Genomic DNA, 15,559 nt, shown 5'->3' with positions numbered 1-15,559 from the left:
TAGTCTAAGTCCGAGCGAGGGCGATTTCAAATATTCGCTATAGCCAATCTTGCCAGAATAACGGGAAGGTACCGTCAGCCAGAGCAATCAGGACGCTATCATAAGTACGGACCACGGCGATGCCGGCCAGGATCAGAAAGATGATGCCGCTGATTTTATGCAACAACGATAGCGGCAGCTTTTGCAGAATCGTGCGTCCCGCCAGCACGCCCATCGCCGAGGTGAAGATCAAGGCCAGTGTCGAGCCGATCCATACAGCATAGGGATTGGCGGTACTGCTGAAGGCGACGACGGCAAGCTGGGTCTTATCGCCGAATTCGGCGAAGGTGATCAATACGAAGGTCGTGAAAAAAATACCGTGGCCGCTTTTTTCCAAGACTTCCTCGTCTTCATCTTCGTCGTGATTAAGCAAGGCATGCAGGCCGAAGGCGGTAAACAACAAGGCAACCGTCGCCGCGACGACGTAATCCGGCAGCCATTTGGCGATGGCGGCGCCGAACACGACAGCCAGCGTGTTCAGCAGGGCGAAGGCGGCGACGGCGCCCCAGATGACTGGCCTGCCACGGTGTCTTGACGCCAACGTCATACAGACCAATTGGCTTTTGTCGCCGATTTCCGCTGCCGCGATCAGGGCGAAGCTAGTACCGGCCGTCGCCGAGAGCTCGGCAAAATGTTTTGAAGTCAAAAAATCGGCAATTGTTTGCAAGTATTCCATTATCAACATAGTTAATTAAGAAGGCGGTCCGGGCGTTTAAACTGATCCTGGATAGTAAAAAATGTCCGAAAGTAATCAGGGCCGCAAAAATTAACCGAGAATTTTCTCCAAAGACAACATGACAATGAAGCCGGCCATCAGCGCGAAGGTGGCGACCCGTGACCGGCCGGTAGCGTGCGTTTCCGGAATGATTTCCTCGCTGATGACGAATAGCATGGCGCCGGCGGCGAATCCCATAGCGATCGGCAGAATCGGGGAAAATACCGAAACCATCGTCGCGCCCAGCAGCCCTCCGACCGGCTCGACCAGCCCGGTCAGCGTGGCGATGCCGACTGCCTTCCATTTGTTGTAGCCCAGGCCGAGCAACGGTAGTGCCACCGCCAGTCCTTCGGGCATGTTTTGCAGGCCGATGGCGATCGCGAGCACGGTGCCGTTTTTGACATCGCCGGCACCGAAGCTGACCCCGACCGACATGCCTTCGGGGAAATTGTGGATCGTGATGGCGACGATGAACAGGGAAATTTTCTGCAAGGTGTCCAGGTTAGCGCCCGGCGCGGAATCCAGATGTAGATGAGGTAATTTCTCATCGGCATAATGCAGGAACCAGGCACCTATGATCATGCCGGCGCAGGTGACCCACAGCCCCTTGTTGGGCCAAAGCTGGTCGCCGAATTCGATGCCGGGAACGACCAGCGAGAAGGCCGTTGCCGCCAACATGACGCCGGCCGCCATCCCCAGCATGCTGCTGAATACGCGCGGCGAGATTTTTTTGAACAATATGGCCGGAAGTGCTCCGACGCCGGTTGCCAAGCCGGCCAAAATACTGGCGATAAATCCGAGAACGACAATTTTGCCGAAGAACAGATATAAGCCGCCGAAGATAACTAGTTGAGAGAGCAGAAACAATCCGATTAACGAAAGATTACGTTGCGGCTGCGGCTGGGCCATGATTTTCTGATAATAAGGGCTGGCTTGTAAACGGGAATACTGGGCTTCTAGGAAGGTTTGAATATTTGCCATGGAATTTCCTGTTTTTCTAATTATGGAGTGTCGCCATTATAGCCAAACCCATGACCAAAAGTATGGTTTTGCTATCGATTCATTTTTATAAGGGACGTGATCAATTCTCCTGGGAATTTTTCCTTTTTTGGTTTTGACGGTGTATGCAGCCGCCTATTTTCATTATTATTTTCCTTTTTTGCTGAACACGAGAGAGAGATGAAGAAAGTTGTGCCAGGCCTGCTGCCTTTATTCTGCTTGAGCGGAATCGGGGAGGCGCTTGCCGATGAAAAACCGGCGGTCAGACTGGATACCGTCGAAGTCATCGGTATAACGCCGCTGCAAAGTGGAGAAATTGCTGCGGAAAAAGTACCCGCTCATGTGCAGACGGTCACCTCGGAACAATTGCAAGACGCACAAAGCCTTTCCCTGTCCGATTATATGAATCGCTATATGGGCAGCGTGCATATCAACGAAGCGCAGAACAATCCGTTACAGCCAGACGTCTATTACCGTGGTTTTGTCGCCTCCCCGTTGCTGGGGTTACCGCAGGGTTTGTCGGTTTATGTCAATGGTGTGCGCTTCAACGAACCCTTCGGCGATTCGGTTAACTGGGATTTGTTACCTCCAGGTGCGATCGACACGATGACGTTGAGTCCGGGCTCGAACCCGGTTTATGGTTTGAATACCCTGGGCGGCGCGATTTCGGTCAAGACCAAGACCGGTTTTTCCGCGCCCGGTCATCGACTCGAAGCCTATGGCGGCTCCTGGGACCGGCACTCCGAGGAATTGAGCAGCGGCTGGAACAACGGCACTTTTGGCTATTTCATCGATCTGCGCCATTTCGACGAGGAAGGCTGGCGCGATTTTTCCCCGACCTCGGCGCAACAGGTATTCGGCACCTTGAGTTGGCGTAACGAGCGCGGCAGTCTGGATTTGACCTTGGGCGCCAACGACAACGACATGAAGGGCAACGGCGCGGTGCCTGAACAGCTCCACAATCTACAGCGAAAGGCGATCTTCACTCATCCGGACCAGACCATTACCCGTATGTTCTTTTCCGAATTGTCGGGAAGTTTCGACGTGACCGATAACATCCAGTTGAGCGGCAACGCCTATTTCAGACAGAACCGAATCAAGACATTCAACGGCGACGATAGCGATTTCGAGGAATGTGATCCTCCAAACGGTTTACTCTGTGATGAAGAAAACGAGATTGTCGAAGATATTTTTGCTAGTCCGGTGGCTGCCTCTGACAGTGTTGAAGGTGCGACCAACAATACCAGCCAGACCCACATGCGCAGCACCGGCGGCACGATACAGTCGTTGTTCAGCCATGATATCTTCGGGCATGAAAACAGTTTCATCTTCGGCGCCGCCTACGATTACGCCGATGTCCATTTCGAGTCGGACACCGAGCTGGCGCAGTTGACCGATTCGCGCGGGACGATCGGAAGCGGTATTTTGATCGATGAGGCGCGGGTCAGATTGAACACGACGACGGAAAACTACAGCTTCTATTTCAGCGACACCTTTTCGCTGACCGACGATTTCGACGTGACTTTCGCCGGCCGCTACAATCATACCAGCATCGATATGCGTAATATGCGGTCCCGTTTTCTCGATGGGGAAGACAAGTTGAGTGGCCACCATAATTTCGAGCGCTTCAATCCTTCGGTCGGCTATACTTGGAGAATGCTGGATAACGTGACGATGTACGGCAGCTACAGCGAATCGTCGCGGGTGCCGACGCCGATGGAGTTAAGTTGCGCCGATCCGGAAGATCCTTGCCGCTTGCCGAATTCCTTCTTGGCGGATCCGCCGTTGGACCAGGTGGTGGCGAAATCCTGGGAAACCGGTTTTCGCGGCAACCTCAACGAGTTGATGGGCGAGGGGCGTTTGTCGTGGAATGTCGGCTTTTTCCATACCACCAATCACGACGACATCATTTTCCGTCGTGACGGCGACAGTCTTAGCGAAGGCTACTTCAGCAATGTCGGCCAGACATTGCGTTATGGTGTCGAAAGCGGATTCAGCGTGGGCTTGCCGCAATTGTTCAGCGAGATCGACGATTGGCATTTTTCCACCAATTATACGTATCTGAACGCGCGCTACCTGGACGGTTTCACGATTCAAAATCCTCTGGATAACGACGAGGCCGCGAGGGTGAGGCGTGGAGACAGGATACCGGGGTTGCCCGAGCATCTCTATAAAGCCACTTTGGGTGTGACGTTATGGCAACGCTGGTCGCTGGCGATCGATACTCAATACAGCGGCGAGCAGTATTTTCGTGGCGACGAAGCTAATCTGACCGATCCGCTGGGCGGCTATTGGCTGTTCAATGCGCGAACCGAAGTCAAGGTCACGGATTATCTGACTGTGTTCGGCAAGATTGACAATATCTTTGACCGCGATTACAAAACCTTTGGCGTTTATGGCGAAGCGGACGAGGTACTGGGAGATGACTTCGACAATCCGCGTTTCGTGTCGCCGGGTGCGCCAAGAGCGGGCTGGGTTGGCGTGAGGATCACGTTGTAAAGACAAAGAAGGGGGCCAACCGACCGGGGGCGTAACGATCGTTCCCGGTTTTTTACGCCAAAAATTAAAAAATCTGAAAACGATAGGAATGTCTTGCGTGCTTAGATTATCAAGGATATAAAGGTTGAAGCTCAGGGAAAACTGAGGCCGGGCGATTTTCCTGCGGGCAATAAAAAGCCCGCTTTACGCGGGCATCTCCAATGTTTGTTTTTATTATTGTTTTGGATGTGTATGCTTGCCTTTAGGCAATAATAACTAAGCAGTTACTATATATTTATTATAGTTGTTGTCAATAGCCTTCTAATCAGGCCGCTCTCCTCCTCATATAACGACTTAATGTCGAACTCACTCCGTAAGTTGCGTAAGAGTTTATATCAAAAAAAACTTAGGTGTCCATCAAAAAAAATGATTTTATAAAAAAAAAAGGTGTCGACACAAAAATAGTTATAAATTACAGTAACTTAAAAAAATAAGATATTTCTTATAAAATGAAATTCTCTCGCAACATGTGCCGGTTATTGATTTCGTTTGCGCTGTCTTTCTTCATTAAGAAAGAACTCCATGCGTTCGTTTAGAATCGCTTGTTGATAAAAATTCAGTTTATTGCCTTGTTTGGCCAACTTGATTTGCATAATGGCGGCTTCCGTTTGCCCCTTGGCATAATAATATTCAGCCATGTAGCGATGCGATTCCACTTCCTGGTCCAATGCGGCTTCGGATTGCGCCATGAGTTCATAATAAATCGGTCTTTTTTGCAGACCGCTATCCAGCGTCTTCAAGGTTTGCAAAGCTTGGTCGGCATGCCCGGTTTTCAACAGCGTTTCGATCAATTCAATTTTTATCGCCGTGTCGTTGGGAAAGTTATACAAAGCTTGTTTAAACAAGCTTAAGGCCTTGTCGAATTGGCGGCTGTCCAAAGCCGTCCGCGCCAATGCGGTGGCGAATTGCGGCTGGTTGGGATAGCGTTCGGCGAGTTGACGAAAGGTTTTTTCCGCGGCATCGAATTGTTGTGTCTTAAGCTTGACCAAGGCGATTCCGTAACTGGCGACGGCGCGTTGGAAATCGGTTCCCTGATGCTCTCGTACCTGGAAATATTGCAAGGTGTCGCTGTCATCTTTGCCGGTCAGCACTCTAAGCTTGGCTTTCGCCAACTGATAGCCTTTGGAATCCGGATATTGTTTGTAAGGATATTTATCGGCACGCCCCCGGGTATCGGCGATGCGGGAAGCCGATACCGGGTGGGTACGGAGGAATTCCGGTATCCCTTGACCGTAGTAACGGGTCGATTGTTGCAGCCGTTCGAAGAATACCGGCATGCTGCGAGGGTCGTAATCGGCGTTGGCCAGTGTCTGCATGCCTACGCGGTCGGCCTCCATCTCGTTGTCACGGGTAAAATCAATTTGAAATTGGGCGCTACCGGCCTGCACAGCCATGATCGCGGCTTGACCCAATTCGGGGGATTGAGTGCCTAACAGGATTGCCGCCAGCATGGCGGCGGCTGTCGGCAAAGATAATTTGCTGGCCGCCTCGAACGCACGGTACAAATGACGCTGCGTGACGTGCGCCACCTCGTGGGCCATCACCGAGGCCAGTTCGCTTTCCGCTTCGGTCAGCAGAAACAGGCCGGAATTGACGCCGATATAGCCGCCTGGGCCGGCAAAGGCATTGATTTCTTTATCGATCACGACAAAAAAATGAAACGGATAGCCGGGAGCGTCACTGTTGACGACCAGTTGATGTCCTATCGTTTCGATATACTGTTGGATTTCGGGGTCTTCATTAATTTTGATTTGAGCGTGAAGATTGCGAAAAAAAGCTTCCCCCAGTTCTTGTTCTTGTTTTGGCGAAATCAGAGTGCCCGAGGAGTCGCCCATGTCGGGCAATTCGATTTTATCGATATCCATCGCCGTCACAGTGGAGGAAAAGCCCAGCAAAAAGGCGAGAATAAAACAAGTAATTTTCATGCGGGATATGACCGGCTAGCCGGAGTTTAGTTCATCTTGGGGATGTTCGGTGAGATAGCTTTCGAAGGCGCTGCGTGGCAACGGTTTGCTGAAGTAATAGCCCTGGTAATGATGGCAGCCCTGCATTTTCAAGAAATCTATTTGCTCGCGCGTTTCGACGCCTTCGGCGATGACTTGCAGCTTCATATGCTTGGCCATTGCGATAATGGTTTCGATGATGACCCGGTCGTTGACATCATGGTTGATGTCGTCGACGAAGTTTTTGTCTATTTTCAACTCTCCCAGGGGGAGTCGTTTTAGATACACCAATGACGAATAGCCGGTACCGAAGTCGTCTATGGAAAAGTCGACGCCGATTTCCTTCAACTGGCGCATTTTGTCGATAATATCGTTGATGTCGGTCAGTAATAAATTTTCCGTGATTTCCAGAATGATAGTGCCGGGCGGAAGATTGTATTGGCGAATGATCATGGAAACTTCGTCGACGAATGTTTCTTGTTTAAATTGTTTGGGACTGATATTAATGGACAGTGTTTGCCGGGGTGTCATGATGCCATTGTCCAGCCATGTGCTCATTTGCAAGATTGCGGTTTGCAGGACCCAGCGGCCCAGCTTCAATATCAGTCCGCATTCCTCGGCGATCGATATAAATTGTTCCGGACTGATAGGGCCTTTTTCAGGATGATGCCAACGGATTAACGCCTCGGCGCCAATGACGCCGCCCTCGGCATTCAATTGTGGTTGATAGTACAGCTGTAACTGATTGCTTGCCAACGCCGCATGCAATTCTTTTTCCATCTGCAAGCGCTGGTGCGCCGCTTCCTGCATTTCCTGGCGAAAAAACTGGAAATGATTGCGTCCTTGTGCTTTGGCTTGGTACAGGGCGGTATCGGCCTGTTTCAGCAGCTCATTTGCGCTCAGGTCGTCCTGGGGATAAAGGGTGATGCCGATGCTGAGGCTCAAATGGTATTCGTGCCCTCCCAGAAAATAAGTATTGTGCAGATTCCGGTGTATTTTTTCCGTCACATTGCGCACCTTATCGACCGCATCGATCTCATTGTTGCCGATATTGTCCAATAACACGACGAATTCGTCGCCGCCCAATCTTGCCGCGGTATCTTCGGCGCGCAATAAGCCTTCCAGGCGGCGCGCTATTTGAACCAACAGTTCATCGCCGGCATTATGTCCCAGCGAATCATTGAGGTTTTTAAAATGATCCAAATCGAAAAACAAAATGGCACCGAAATAATGATGTCTTTTAGCGGCCGGTAATTGGTGTCTTAACCTGTCCGTGATCATGCGCCGGTTAGGCAGATTGGTTAGCGGATCGTAGTACGCCAGTTGCTTGATTTCCGCCTCCGCCCGTTTACGTTCGTTGATGCTGATACCGGCGCCAAGAATTTTGTAGGCTGCGCCGTTGCCGTCCATCAGGACTTGACCTTTTACTTCTTCCCAAAAAACTTCTCCATTCGCCGTGATGTTGCGGTGGTTCAAGGTAAAACCGCCTCGCACGGCGATGGCATCCTTGACAATGCGGCGGCAGTGTTCGGCATCTTCTTCCGGCATGAATTCGAAAGGTTGGCGGCCAAGTAACTGTTCACGAGCGTAACCCTTCACGCGCTGGACTTGTTCGGTGAGATAGGTGTAGCGCAGTCGTTTATCCAGCTCCCAGACATAGGTGCCTGACACTTCGTTGGCATGGCGGAAGCGTTGTTCGTTTTCTTTCCGTTCGGCCTCGATGCGGTATTGTTCCGAAACGTCCTGAAAAACCAGAATGACGCCGATGGTTTTACCTTCTCGATTGGTTATAGGTGCCGCGCTGTCGGCTATTTGGTATTCATTGCCGTTTTTGGCAATCAGAGAGGTATGATTGGCAAGTCCGACTATTCCTCCTCGTTTCAACACCTTTTTTACCGGACTCTCCGCGGGTTGCCGGGTCAGCGTATTAACGATGTGAAAAACCTCCCGCAGGGGCCGGCCTTTGGCGTTGTCCAGATGCCAGCCGGTGAGTTTTTCCGCGACTGGATTCATGCGGGTAATCAAACCCTGTGCGTCGGTGGCGATAACTGCATCGCCGATTGCATTCAGGGTAATGGACAAGTTTTCTTCGCGTTCGCGCAAATCGTTTTCCGCTTGTTGCCTGATTTCGGTTAGTCTTAAATTGTTTAAGGCATAGGAAATGTCATCGGCCATGCTGCGTAGTAAAGCGACGATATCCTCGTTGAAAAAATTGCGACGATCGGAATAGATTTTCAAGATTGCAACCATGCAGTCGAAGCGCTTGATGGCGAAGGCCGCGCCGGCAGCAATATTGAATTGGTGGGCAAACTCATGCACCGAACGGGTCAGCGGCGAATGTTGGTAATCATTGATGACGATGAAGCCGTGTTCCTCTATGCGGTGATGGATAACATCGGAGGCGCAGAGTAAAGTCACTTGTGGTTGTTGTATGAACTCCTTGGCCGGACCCGAGCTGGCGAAAATATCTTCCTGTTCGCGCTGTTGTTCGAGCAGGCTGATCCAACTCAATACGAAACCGCCATGTTCGACGATGATCCGACAGGTTTCATCGAGCAAAGTGCGTTGATCCGTCACCCGGGTGATTAAACGGTTGGTCTTGCTGAGGGTGTTGTAAAGGTTTTTCTGTTGAATTAATGCTCGGTGGTTCTCAGCTAGACTCCGGGTAAGTTGGTCGAAGGAACGCCCCAAAACCGCCAGCTCACCGTTTCCGGTCAAGCCGGAACTGATTGGCTTTTCATCCTTGGTGTATTGTTGTATGACCGAGACCAGCCGAGTAACGGGATGGGTTACCAGTTTGGTCAAAATGTGCACTAGAAATAATATGAAGACCAGGCAAAGCAGCCATAAAAAAACGCTCTCGACCAGCGTATCGTGCCATATCAGAGCGAACTGTTGGCTCAGGTCGTAATCTATATAAAGTATGCCGTATTTCGTGGTCCGGATGTGTTTGTCATTTGAACTCAAGCGTATCGGATAATACGCTTGAATGGTGTGTTGTTCGGGAAAATATTCGATATGAAATTGTTTGCTATCGACAACTTCGTTGAACAGGTTCCTGTCGAAACGATTATAAACCTGCTCTATAGGCCGGTTTTTCCAGGTATAGCGCAGAGCGAATTCGACTTTACCGTTCTGATCGATTACGCTCAAGGCGCTGATTTCGGGAACGGTGCCGAATGCGCTGATTTCCTGTTCGATATTATGCAAATTTCGATGAGAATAATCTTCCTCAATCCTTCTTTGCAGCTGCGACATCAGTTGTTGGACGTAAGCTTGGCTTTCCTGGCGCAAATTGTTGCCTAGCTGTGCCGTTTGAAACAATATCATGGCGGCAATGACCAGATTGCTTGAAATCAGTACCAATAAGGGTATCCACAAACGTAGGTTGAATGTTCTCATGAAGTTCCCGGCAGTAACGAAGCGTCGGTGAGAGAACGGGTGTCGATCGGTTTAAATAACAATTCCTTCCGGTACATAATTTCTGTCAATCTGGCTATATTGGCCTTTAATCGGCTATTGCCGTTTTTCAGCAATTGTCGATTTTCCGTAATATCCGGTATTTTTAGTCCGGCGTATTGTGGCAAAATCTGGTCGCTGGACAAGCCCATACGGGGAGCGATGCGTTTGGCCGAATCGAGAGGAGCCTCGGCCAAATAACCCAGGGCCTCGAAATAGGCCGACAGCAATCGTTTTAAATCTTGGGGGCGGTCTTCAATGACCTGGCGGCGCGTGATAAGAACGTCGACGATGCGTTCCGGTATTTGAGAGCTGTCGAAAAGGTTGACCGCGCCCGCGCTCAATAGTTGGTTTTTGACCGGTTCGAAAGTGACTATGCCATCGACTTCACCGTTCAGGTAAGCGAACAGGTGTTCGTCGACCGTCAATGGAACGATTTCGATATCGGCCGGCGTGAGACCAGCCTCGGACAAAGCTCCGTCCAATAGGATCGCCCCGACCGCCGTATTTTCAACGCCAATACGCTTGCCTTTGAGCTTCGGCAATGTTGTTATGGAAGGCTGTGCCAGCAGGACATCGCCGCCGTGGGAAAAGTCGATGACCAAAATGATCTTGATGTCGCTTTCCGATTCCAATAGCGTCAGGGTTTCATCCAATGTCAACGCAGCGACTTCCAAAGTGCGATTGCGAAAGGCGTGAATCGTTTCGGTGGCAGAGGGTAATTCGACCAAACGGATTGGAGCGCTGTCCAGAAAGCCCAGATTTCTGGCGAGATATAGGGTTTCGTAGCCTATCCAAGTATTGGTGCCGACTCTCAGTGGCTTTACAGGCTTTTCATCACAGCCCATGAGCATTAAACAAAAAAACAGTAACGACAACAAAGGAGCGTATGTTCGCCTATTCAGTATTTTTTGTCCTGTAAAATAAACCGGCATGGTCGAAGTGATCATATTAAAATGCGTTATTTAAGTATATGCTAATTCAAATCTTTTCCCAATCAAGCTATGAAATTCACGATTCAGGTCAACAGCAGCCCTTTTGCCTCCCATGGCGGATTAAGCGCTGTCCGCTTTATCGAAACAGCGTTACTAATGAATCATCAAATCGACAGAGTTTTTTTTTATAAAGAGGGCATTTACCATGCTTTCAAATATGTAACGCCGCCGGACGATGAATTGCAGCTGACAAAAAAATGGAGCGAATTGGCCGAACGTCATCGGTTGGATTTAGTCGTCTGCATCTCGGCGGCGCAACGGCGCGGCTTGTTGAGCAGCGACGAAGCAAAAAGGCGAGGCAAGTTAGATGATGATGTGGCTTCGGGTTTTCGTATCGGCGGCCTAGGGCAACTGGTCGAAGGCATGTTATCGTCCGATCGCTTTATCGAATTCGCGTGAGGGGAAACCGTGAGGAAAATATTATTTGTCATGAGTCATGCGCCCCATCATGGCACGGATTTGCAAGAAACGCTAGATATTGTCTTAACGGCCGCGGCTTTCGATCAGCGAGTGAGTTTGTTATTTTTGGATGACGGGGTTCTACAATTGCACCAAGGACAAAGTCCGGAAAAATTCAAGTTAAAGGATACAGCGGCTATTTTTCGCGCCTTGGAAATTTATGATGTCCGCGATTATTTTATCGAAGTCGAATCGTTACAGGAGCGAGGCCTGAAACCGGGCAATCTGATATTGCCGGTAAGGGAAGTATACCGGCGCAATATCAACGAATTGATAAGCCATCATGATGTGATATTGTCGGGTTGATTGAACCGCGGGGAATTCCGGCGGGAAAAAATAATTTTTATGAATATACTAGAATAATTGCTGATGAACATGGCACCAATGCATCAGTGTCAAATGATTAACGACGAGGTCAAAAGTGGATATTGCATCCTTGGTTGGATTTTTATTGGGTATCGGGATTATTACGGCGGCGATCGCGACGGGGGGCGATCTCATGTTGTTCGTCAATGTTCCCTCTCTTTTGATCGTTCTTGGCGGAACCTTCGGTGTGTCCTTGATGCGGGTTTCCTTGTCCGACTTTTTGCGTTCTTTCGCCATTTTGGGCAAAGCCTTCATGAATAAGAAAGTCAATCCTGCCGATTTGATCGACGAGGGTGTGCGCTTGGCTGACGTGGCGAGAAAAAATGGTTTGCTAGCTTTGGAGGGGGAGGAGATTTCCCACCCTTTTTTACAGAAAGGGATCAGCTTATGCGTCGATGGCCATGACCCTGCCTTCGTAAAAAAGATGCTGCAGCAGGAAATTGATTTGATGGTCAGTAGAAACGAAGTGGGGCAGGATATGTGGAAAGGCGTCGGCGATTTGGCACCGGCGATGGGAATGATCGGTACGTTGGTTGGTTTGGTTCAGATGCTGGCTAACATGTCCGACCCGGCCAGTATCGGACCGGCCATGGCGGTAGCCTTGTTGACGACTTTATACGGTGCCATCGTGGCCAACTGTTTCGCCTTGCCGATGGTCGACAAGTTGGCTAGCGTACTGGTTTATGAAAAAGCCAATAAGGAATTGATTTTGGATACTATCAGCGGTATCCAGGAAGGAATGAATCCCAAGGTATTGGAAGCGCTGCTCCATTCCTACATATCAGAAAAAAAGCGTCAGACTGATGCCGGAGAGTCCTGATGGCGAAGGAATGTCCGAAATGTCCGCCGGTCGGGGCGCCGATGTGGTTGGCGACTTTTGCCGATCTGATGTCGTTGCTCATGTGTTTTTTCGTGTTGCTGTTGTCGTTTGCGACGATGGACGCGAATAAATTCAAGAAAATGTCGGAGTCGATGATGAACGCTTTCGGCGTGCAAAGGCAGATTCCCGCCGATGACGTGCCGATGGGCACCAGCATTATCGCCCAGCATTTTTCCCCGGCGCAGACCGAGCCCACGTTGCTGGAAGAGGTCAAGCAGTCGACCAATCAAAATGACACCCAACTTGATGTCAGTGCCGAAAACATGGAAGATTTAAAGAAAAAAATCCTGGAAGAAAAGATTAATCAAATCAAGGAACAGGCGGAAAAAATCCGTAAATCGCTCAAAAAAGAAATCGATGAGGGGTTGGTGACGGTGGAAACGGAGGGGCTCAGGATTATTATCCGAATCAATGAAAAAGGTTCTTTTCCTTCCGGTAGTGCCGTGTTGAAAGCGGGTTTCGAACCGGTCATGGACAAGATCACCGAATCGGTCAACCATTCGGTGGGCCGGGTAGCCATTGCCGGTCATACCGACGATGTACCCATCGCTACCGACTGGTATCGTTCCAACTGGGAACTTTCGGCTTCGCGCTCGGTGACGGTCGCGCATTATATGCTGACAAAAAAGGAAACCGATCCCAAAAGAATCGTGGTCGAAGGTTATGCCGATACTCGGCCGTTGGTGCCGAATGACACCCCTAAACACCGAGCCATGAACAGGCGGGTCGAGATCATTATCCAACAGGATGATCCGACCGCCGCTCTGGATAGAAAGTCAACGGTTATCCAAAGCGAAGAATTAAAAGAAAAATTACAATAATGTCTCCCGGGAACTTGCCTATGAACTCCGAACAAAAGGAAAGACGCCGTTTTTTCCGCATAGAGGATACGGTTAATTTATTCTACAAAAGAGTCGATGAAAAAATGGTGACTGCGTTAAGCCATGTTTCCGACGACGTCCTCAGCAATTGTTCGCTGGCGGCCGCTCTGGATGCGATGTCCCAGGAAGCGCGTATTGTCGGCTCCCGGCTGGAAAAGAACGAACCCGAACTGTTCGAATATTTAAAGATCCTGGATAGCAAAATCCATTTGGTTGCGCAGGCGGTGATGATGCAAGGGAATGAATTTGGTGAACACGACAGTCGTAATGTCAGTATCAGCGCGTCCGGCCTGGCGTTCGAAGTCGATGAAGCTTTGCATCCCGGTGAATTTCTGGAAATCAGGATGATGCTGACTTCCTGCATGGCCGTTATCGTCGCCTATGGCAAGGTGATTCATTGCAAAAGAAACGTGGCTGGGGGGGATTTTCCTTTCTATGTCGGAGTCGATTATGTCAACATGAAGGATGATGACAGGGAGCTGCTCATCAAGCATGTCGTCAAGAAACAAATGCAACAGATCCGAGAAAGCAAGCAAGGTTCATAGAGAGTCTGATTCCGACATGGCCATTTCTTCCAAGCTAAAATCGGTGCTGAATCTGCTGGCCGACGGCGGTTTTCATTCCGGCACGGAGTTGTCGGAATCGCTAGGCGTGAGCCGTTCGGCGATCTGTAAACAATTGCAGGGGCTTGCCGAGCTCGGTATCGAATTCACCGCCGTCAGCGGCAAGGGGTATAAATTACACCGGCCTTTGCAACTGCTGTCTATGAAGGAAATCGAACATTATTTATCGAAGCAAGCGGATGGCTTGCTGGAAGGCATCGAAATTCACGACCTCATCGCATCGACTAACACCCATTTATTACAACAAGCCCATGCGAGCGGCATGCAAGGCATAGCTTGCTTTGCCGAGTTTCAATCGGCCGGCAAAGGGCGCCGGGGGAGGAATTGGGTTTCTCCGTTTGGTTGTAATATTTATCTTTCTTTACTTTGGCGCTATCAAAATGGTCCGGCATCCCTGGCCGGCTTAAGCCTTGCCGTTGGCGTGGCCGTGGTCAGGGCGCTGAATGAAATGGGGATCGAAGGCGTCGGTTTGAAATGGCCTAATGATATCTATTGGCGCCAGAAAAAACTGGCCGGCATTCTGATCGAAGTTTCCGGCGAAGCGGGCGGTCCCTGCGATGCGGTAATCGGTCTCGGATTAAACTGTTACATTCCGCGAGAGGCGGCGGCTAACATCGACCAGGCTTGGATCGATTTGGATTCCATCCTTGGGCGTCCGACTCATAGCATTAGAAATCAGCTGGCGGCGGTGTTGCTTAATCATATCCTACCGGTGGTGGCTGAATTCGAACGTCAGGGCTTAAGCGATTATTTGAACGAATGGCGTCGCTATGACTGCATGCAAGGCAATGCCGTCAATATCAATTTGGGGCAACAATACTATCAAGGTGTTGTTGAAGGCGTTGACGAGCAAGGTATGCTCCTGGTCAAGGATGAAAAACAGCGGGTGAAAACCTTTGCGTCCGGTGAAATAAGTATTAGAAAGCTATGAAGATTTTGGTCGATATCGGAAACTCCAGATTGAAATGGGGTGTGGAAGAATTCAACGAGGTCAATTTTTGCGGTGCCGTGGATTATCGTCAAGACGATTATATCGAACCACTGGTGCAGTCCTGGAAGAATTTGAGCAGACCTAAGGTATTGGCGATTTCATCGGTGGTCGAGCATCATCGGGTCGAACAGCTAATCCAAATTGCCCAGCTTTTGTGGCCGGATGTCGACATTGTCCTACCCGCTGCCTCCGCTTTTGCCTGTAATGTAACGAACGCTTACGCGCAACCGGAAAAATTGGGAATCGACCGTTGGTTGAACCTATTGGCATTACGCCATTTTTATCCTGGACAGGCCTGCGTGGTCGATTGCGGTACCGCGATTACCGTCGATTTTCTGGATGATCTGGGCCAACATCTAGGCGGTTTGATCAGTCCCGGATTGACGCTGATGAAAAAATCGCTGTTGCACGGCACCGCCGACCTGCCTTTTAGCGAGGTCGTGCAATGTCCGGGGTTGGCCGATCACACCGATGCGGCGATTTATTGCGGCACGCTCTATGCCGCGGTAGGGTTGATTGAGCTGGCGTTGTCGCGGCAACCCGATCAGCAAAATATTATTTTGACCGGGGGCGACGCTAGCGTCATTGCCCGTAATCTTGCCGTCAGGACCGTGGTCGAACCGGATTTCGTATTGAAAGGGATGGCACTGTATTGCCAGTAAGTCACTGTA

13 protein-coding genes are annotated in these 15,559 nt (G+C 50.1%); 8 read left to right on the top strand and 5 right to left on the bottom strand.

Annotation, left to right across the window (positions count from 1 at the left end; translation table 11 throughout):
* Nucleotides 1–37: 37 nt before the first annotated feature.
* Both EP25_RS0103845 and EP25_RS0103840 read right to left on the bottom strand, forming a co-directional pair.
* Nucleotides 38–715, bottom strand: a complete 678-nt coding sequence (locus EP25_RS0103845; protein ID WP_051906985.1) for a TMEM165/GDT1 family protein — start codon at nucleotides 713–715, stop codon at nucleotides 38–40.
* A gap of 90 nt (nucleotides 716–805) precedes the next feature.
* Nucleotides 806–1,735 (bottom strand): ZIP family metal transporter, encoded by a 930-nt coding sequence (locus EP25_RS0103840; protein WP_031432674.1) that lies wholly within the window; start codon nucleotides 1,733–1,735, stop codon nucleotides 806–808.
* Between the two features lie 198 nt (nucleotides 1,736–1,933).
* Here EP25_RS0103840 and EP25_RS0103835 point away from each other — a divergent pair, with 198 nt between their 5' ends.
* Nucleotides 1,934–4,252, top strand: a complete 2,319-nt coding sequence (locus EP25_RS0103835; protein WP_031432673.1) for a TonB-dependent receptor — start codon at nucleotides 1,934–1,936, stop codon at nucleotides 4,250–4,252.
* A 515-nt stretch (nucleotides 4,253–4,767) separates the two neighbouring features.
* On the opposite strand, the gene EP25_RS0103830 is transcribed toward EP25_RS0103835, so the two are convergent.
* From EP25_RS0103830 to EP25_RS0103820, 3 genes are read right to left on the bottom strand one after another with little or no spacing between them, the layout of a single operon-like run.
* Nucleotides 4,768–6,216 carry a M48 family metalloprotease gene (locus EP25_RS0103830; protein ID WP_031432672.1) on the bottom strand — a complete coding sequence of 483 codons (1,449 nt, stop codon included), beginning with the start codon at nucleotides 6,214–6,216 and terminating at the stop codon, nucleotides 4,768–4,770.
* Nucleotides 6,217–6,231: 15 nt separating this feature from the next.
* The gene (locus tag EP25_RS22380; RefSeq protein ID WP_051906371.1) at nucleotides 6,232–9,636 is read right to left on the bottom strand and encodes an EAL domain-containing protein; all 3,405 of its coding nucleotides are present in this window, start codon (nucleotides 9,634–9,636) and stop codon (nucleotides 6,232–6,234) included.
* Nucleotides 9,633–10,643: an ABC transporter substrate-binding protein gene (locus EP25_RS0103820; protein WP_051906370.1), complete on the bottom strand. Its 1,011-nt coding sequence runs from the start codon at nucleotides 10,641–10,643 to the stop codon at nucleotides 9,633–9,635. Before EP25_RS0103820 ends, EP25_RS22380 begins: the two co-directional genes overlap by 4 nt.
* Before the next feature lie 54 nt (nucleotides 10,644–10,697).
* Here EP25_RS0103820 and tusD point away from each other — a divergent pair, with 54 nt between their 5' ends.
* The 7 genes from tusD to EP25_RS0103785 all read left to right on the top strand — a co-directional run bounded on the left by tusD (nucleotide 10,698) and on the right by EP25_RS0103785 (nucleotide 15,550).
* Complete coding sequence (gene tusD / locus EP25_RS0103815) at nucleotides 10,698–11,087, top strand: sulfurtransferase complex subunit TusD (protein WP_031432669.1); 390 nt, start codon at nucleotides 10,698–10,700, stop codon at nucleotides 11,085–11,087.
* A gap of 9 nt (nucleotides 11,088–11,096) precedes the next feature.
* The gene (gene tusC, locus EP25_RS0103810) at nucleotides 11,097–11,453 is read left to right on the top strand and encodes a sulfurtransferase complex subunit TusC (protein WP_031432668.1); all 357 of its coding nucleotides are present in this window, start codon (nucleotides 11,097–11,099) and stop codon (nucleotides 11,451–11,453) included.
* Nucleotides 11,454–11,568: 115 nt separating this feature from the next.
* Entirely contained in the window at nucleotides 11,569–12,333 is a 765-nt protein-coding gene (locus tag EP25_RS0103805; RefSeq protein WP_031432667.1) for a MotA/TolQ/ExbB proton channel family protein, read from the top strand.
* Nucleotides 12,333–13,214 (top strand): flagellar motor protein MotB, encoded by an 882-nt coding sequence (locus EP25_RS0103800; protein ID WP_031432666.1) that lies wholly within the window; start codon nucleotides 12,333–12,335, stop codon nucleotides 13,212–13,214. The genes EP25_RS0103805 and EP25_RS0103800 overlap by 1 nt, the downstream gene beginning before the upstream one ends.
* 20 nt (nucleotides 13,215–13,234) lie before the next feature.
* The gene (locus tag EP25_RS0103795) at nucleotides 13,235–13,819 is read left to right on the top strand and encodes a PilZ domain-containing protein (RefSeq protein ID WP_031432665.1); all 585 of its coding nucleotides are present in this window, start codon (nucleotides 13,235–13,237) and stop codon (nucleotides 13,817–13,819) included.
* A gap of 16 nt (nucleotides 13,820–13,835) precedes the next feature.
* Entirely contained in the window at nucleotides 13,836–14,828 is a 993-nt protein-coding gene (gene birA / locus EP25_RS0103790; protein ID WP_031432664.1) for a bifunctional biotin--[acetyl-CoA-carboxylase] ligase/biotin operon repressor BirA, read from the top strand.
* Nucleotides 14,825–15,550 carry a type III pantothenate kinase gene (locus EP25_RS0103785; protein WP_031432663.1) on the top strand — a complete coding sequence of 242 codons (726 nt, stop codon included), beginning with the start codon at nucleotides 14,825–14,827 and terminating at the stop codon, nucleotides 15,548–15,550. Before birA ends, EP25_RS0103785 begins: the two co-directional genes overlap by 4 nt.
* Nucleotides 15,551–15,559: the final 9 nt, after the last annotated feature.

The organism is Methylomarinum vadi (assembly GCF_000733935.1).
In the GTDB taxonomy this organism is placed as follows: Bacteria; Pseudomonadota; Gammaproteobacteria; order Methylococcales; family Methylomonadaceae; genus Methylomarinum; species Methylomarinum vadi.
The sequence above is the reverse complement of the archived record's forward strand: the minus strand, read 5'-3'. Positions and strand labels throughout refer to the sequence as shown.

Excerpts from the sequence above, each read along its gene's own strand:
- EP25_RS0103820 (WP_051906370.1), bottom strand. The coding sequence starts at position 10,643 with ATGATCACTTCGACCATGCCGGTTTATTTTACAGGACAAAAAATACTG.
- EP25_RS0103835 (WP_031432673.1), top strand. The coding sequence starts at position 1,934 with ATGAAGAAAGTTGTGCCAGGCCTGCTGCCTTTATTCTGCTTGAGCGGA.
- EP25_RS0103795 (WP_031432665.1), top strand. The coding sequence starts at position 13,235 with ATGAACTCCGAACAAAAGGAAAGACGCCGTTTTTTCCGCATAGAGGAT.
- EP25_RS22380 (WP_051906371.1), bottom strand. The coding sequence starts at position 9,636 with ATGAGAACATTCAACCTACGTTTGTGGATACCCTTATTGGTACTGATT.
- EP25_RS0103840 (WP_031432674.1), bottom strand. The coding sequence starts at position 1,735 with ATGGCAAATATTCAAACCTTCCTAGAAGCCCAGTATTCCCGTTTACAA.
- EP25_RS0103830 (WP_031432672.1), bottom strand. The coding sequence starts at position 6,216 with ATGAAAATTACTTGTTTTATTCTCGCCTTTTTGCTGGGCTTTTCCTCC.
- EP25_RS0103800 (WP_031432666.1), top strand. The coding sequence starts at position 12,333 with ATGGCGAAGGAATGTCCGAAATGTCCGCCGGTCGGGGCGCCGATGTGG.
- birA (WP_031432664.1), top strand. The coding sequence starts at position 13,836 with ATGGCCATTTCTTCCAAGCTAAAATCGGTGCTGAATCTGCTGGCCGAC.
- EP25_RS0103785 (WP_031432663.1), top strand. The coding sequence starts at position 14,825 with ATGAAGATTTTGGTCGATATCGGAAACTCCAGATTGAAATGGGGTGTG.
- tusD (WP_031432669.1), top strand. The coding sequence starts at position 10,698 with ATGAAATTCACGATTCAGGTCAACAGCAGCCCTTTTGCCTCCCATGGC.
- EP25_RS0103845 (WP_051906985.1), bottom strand. The coding sequence starts at position 715 with ATGGAATACTTGCAAACAATTGCCGATTTTTTGACTTCAAAACATTTT.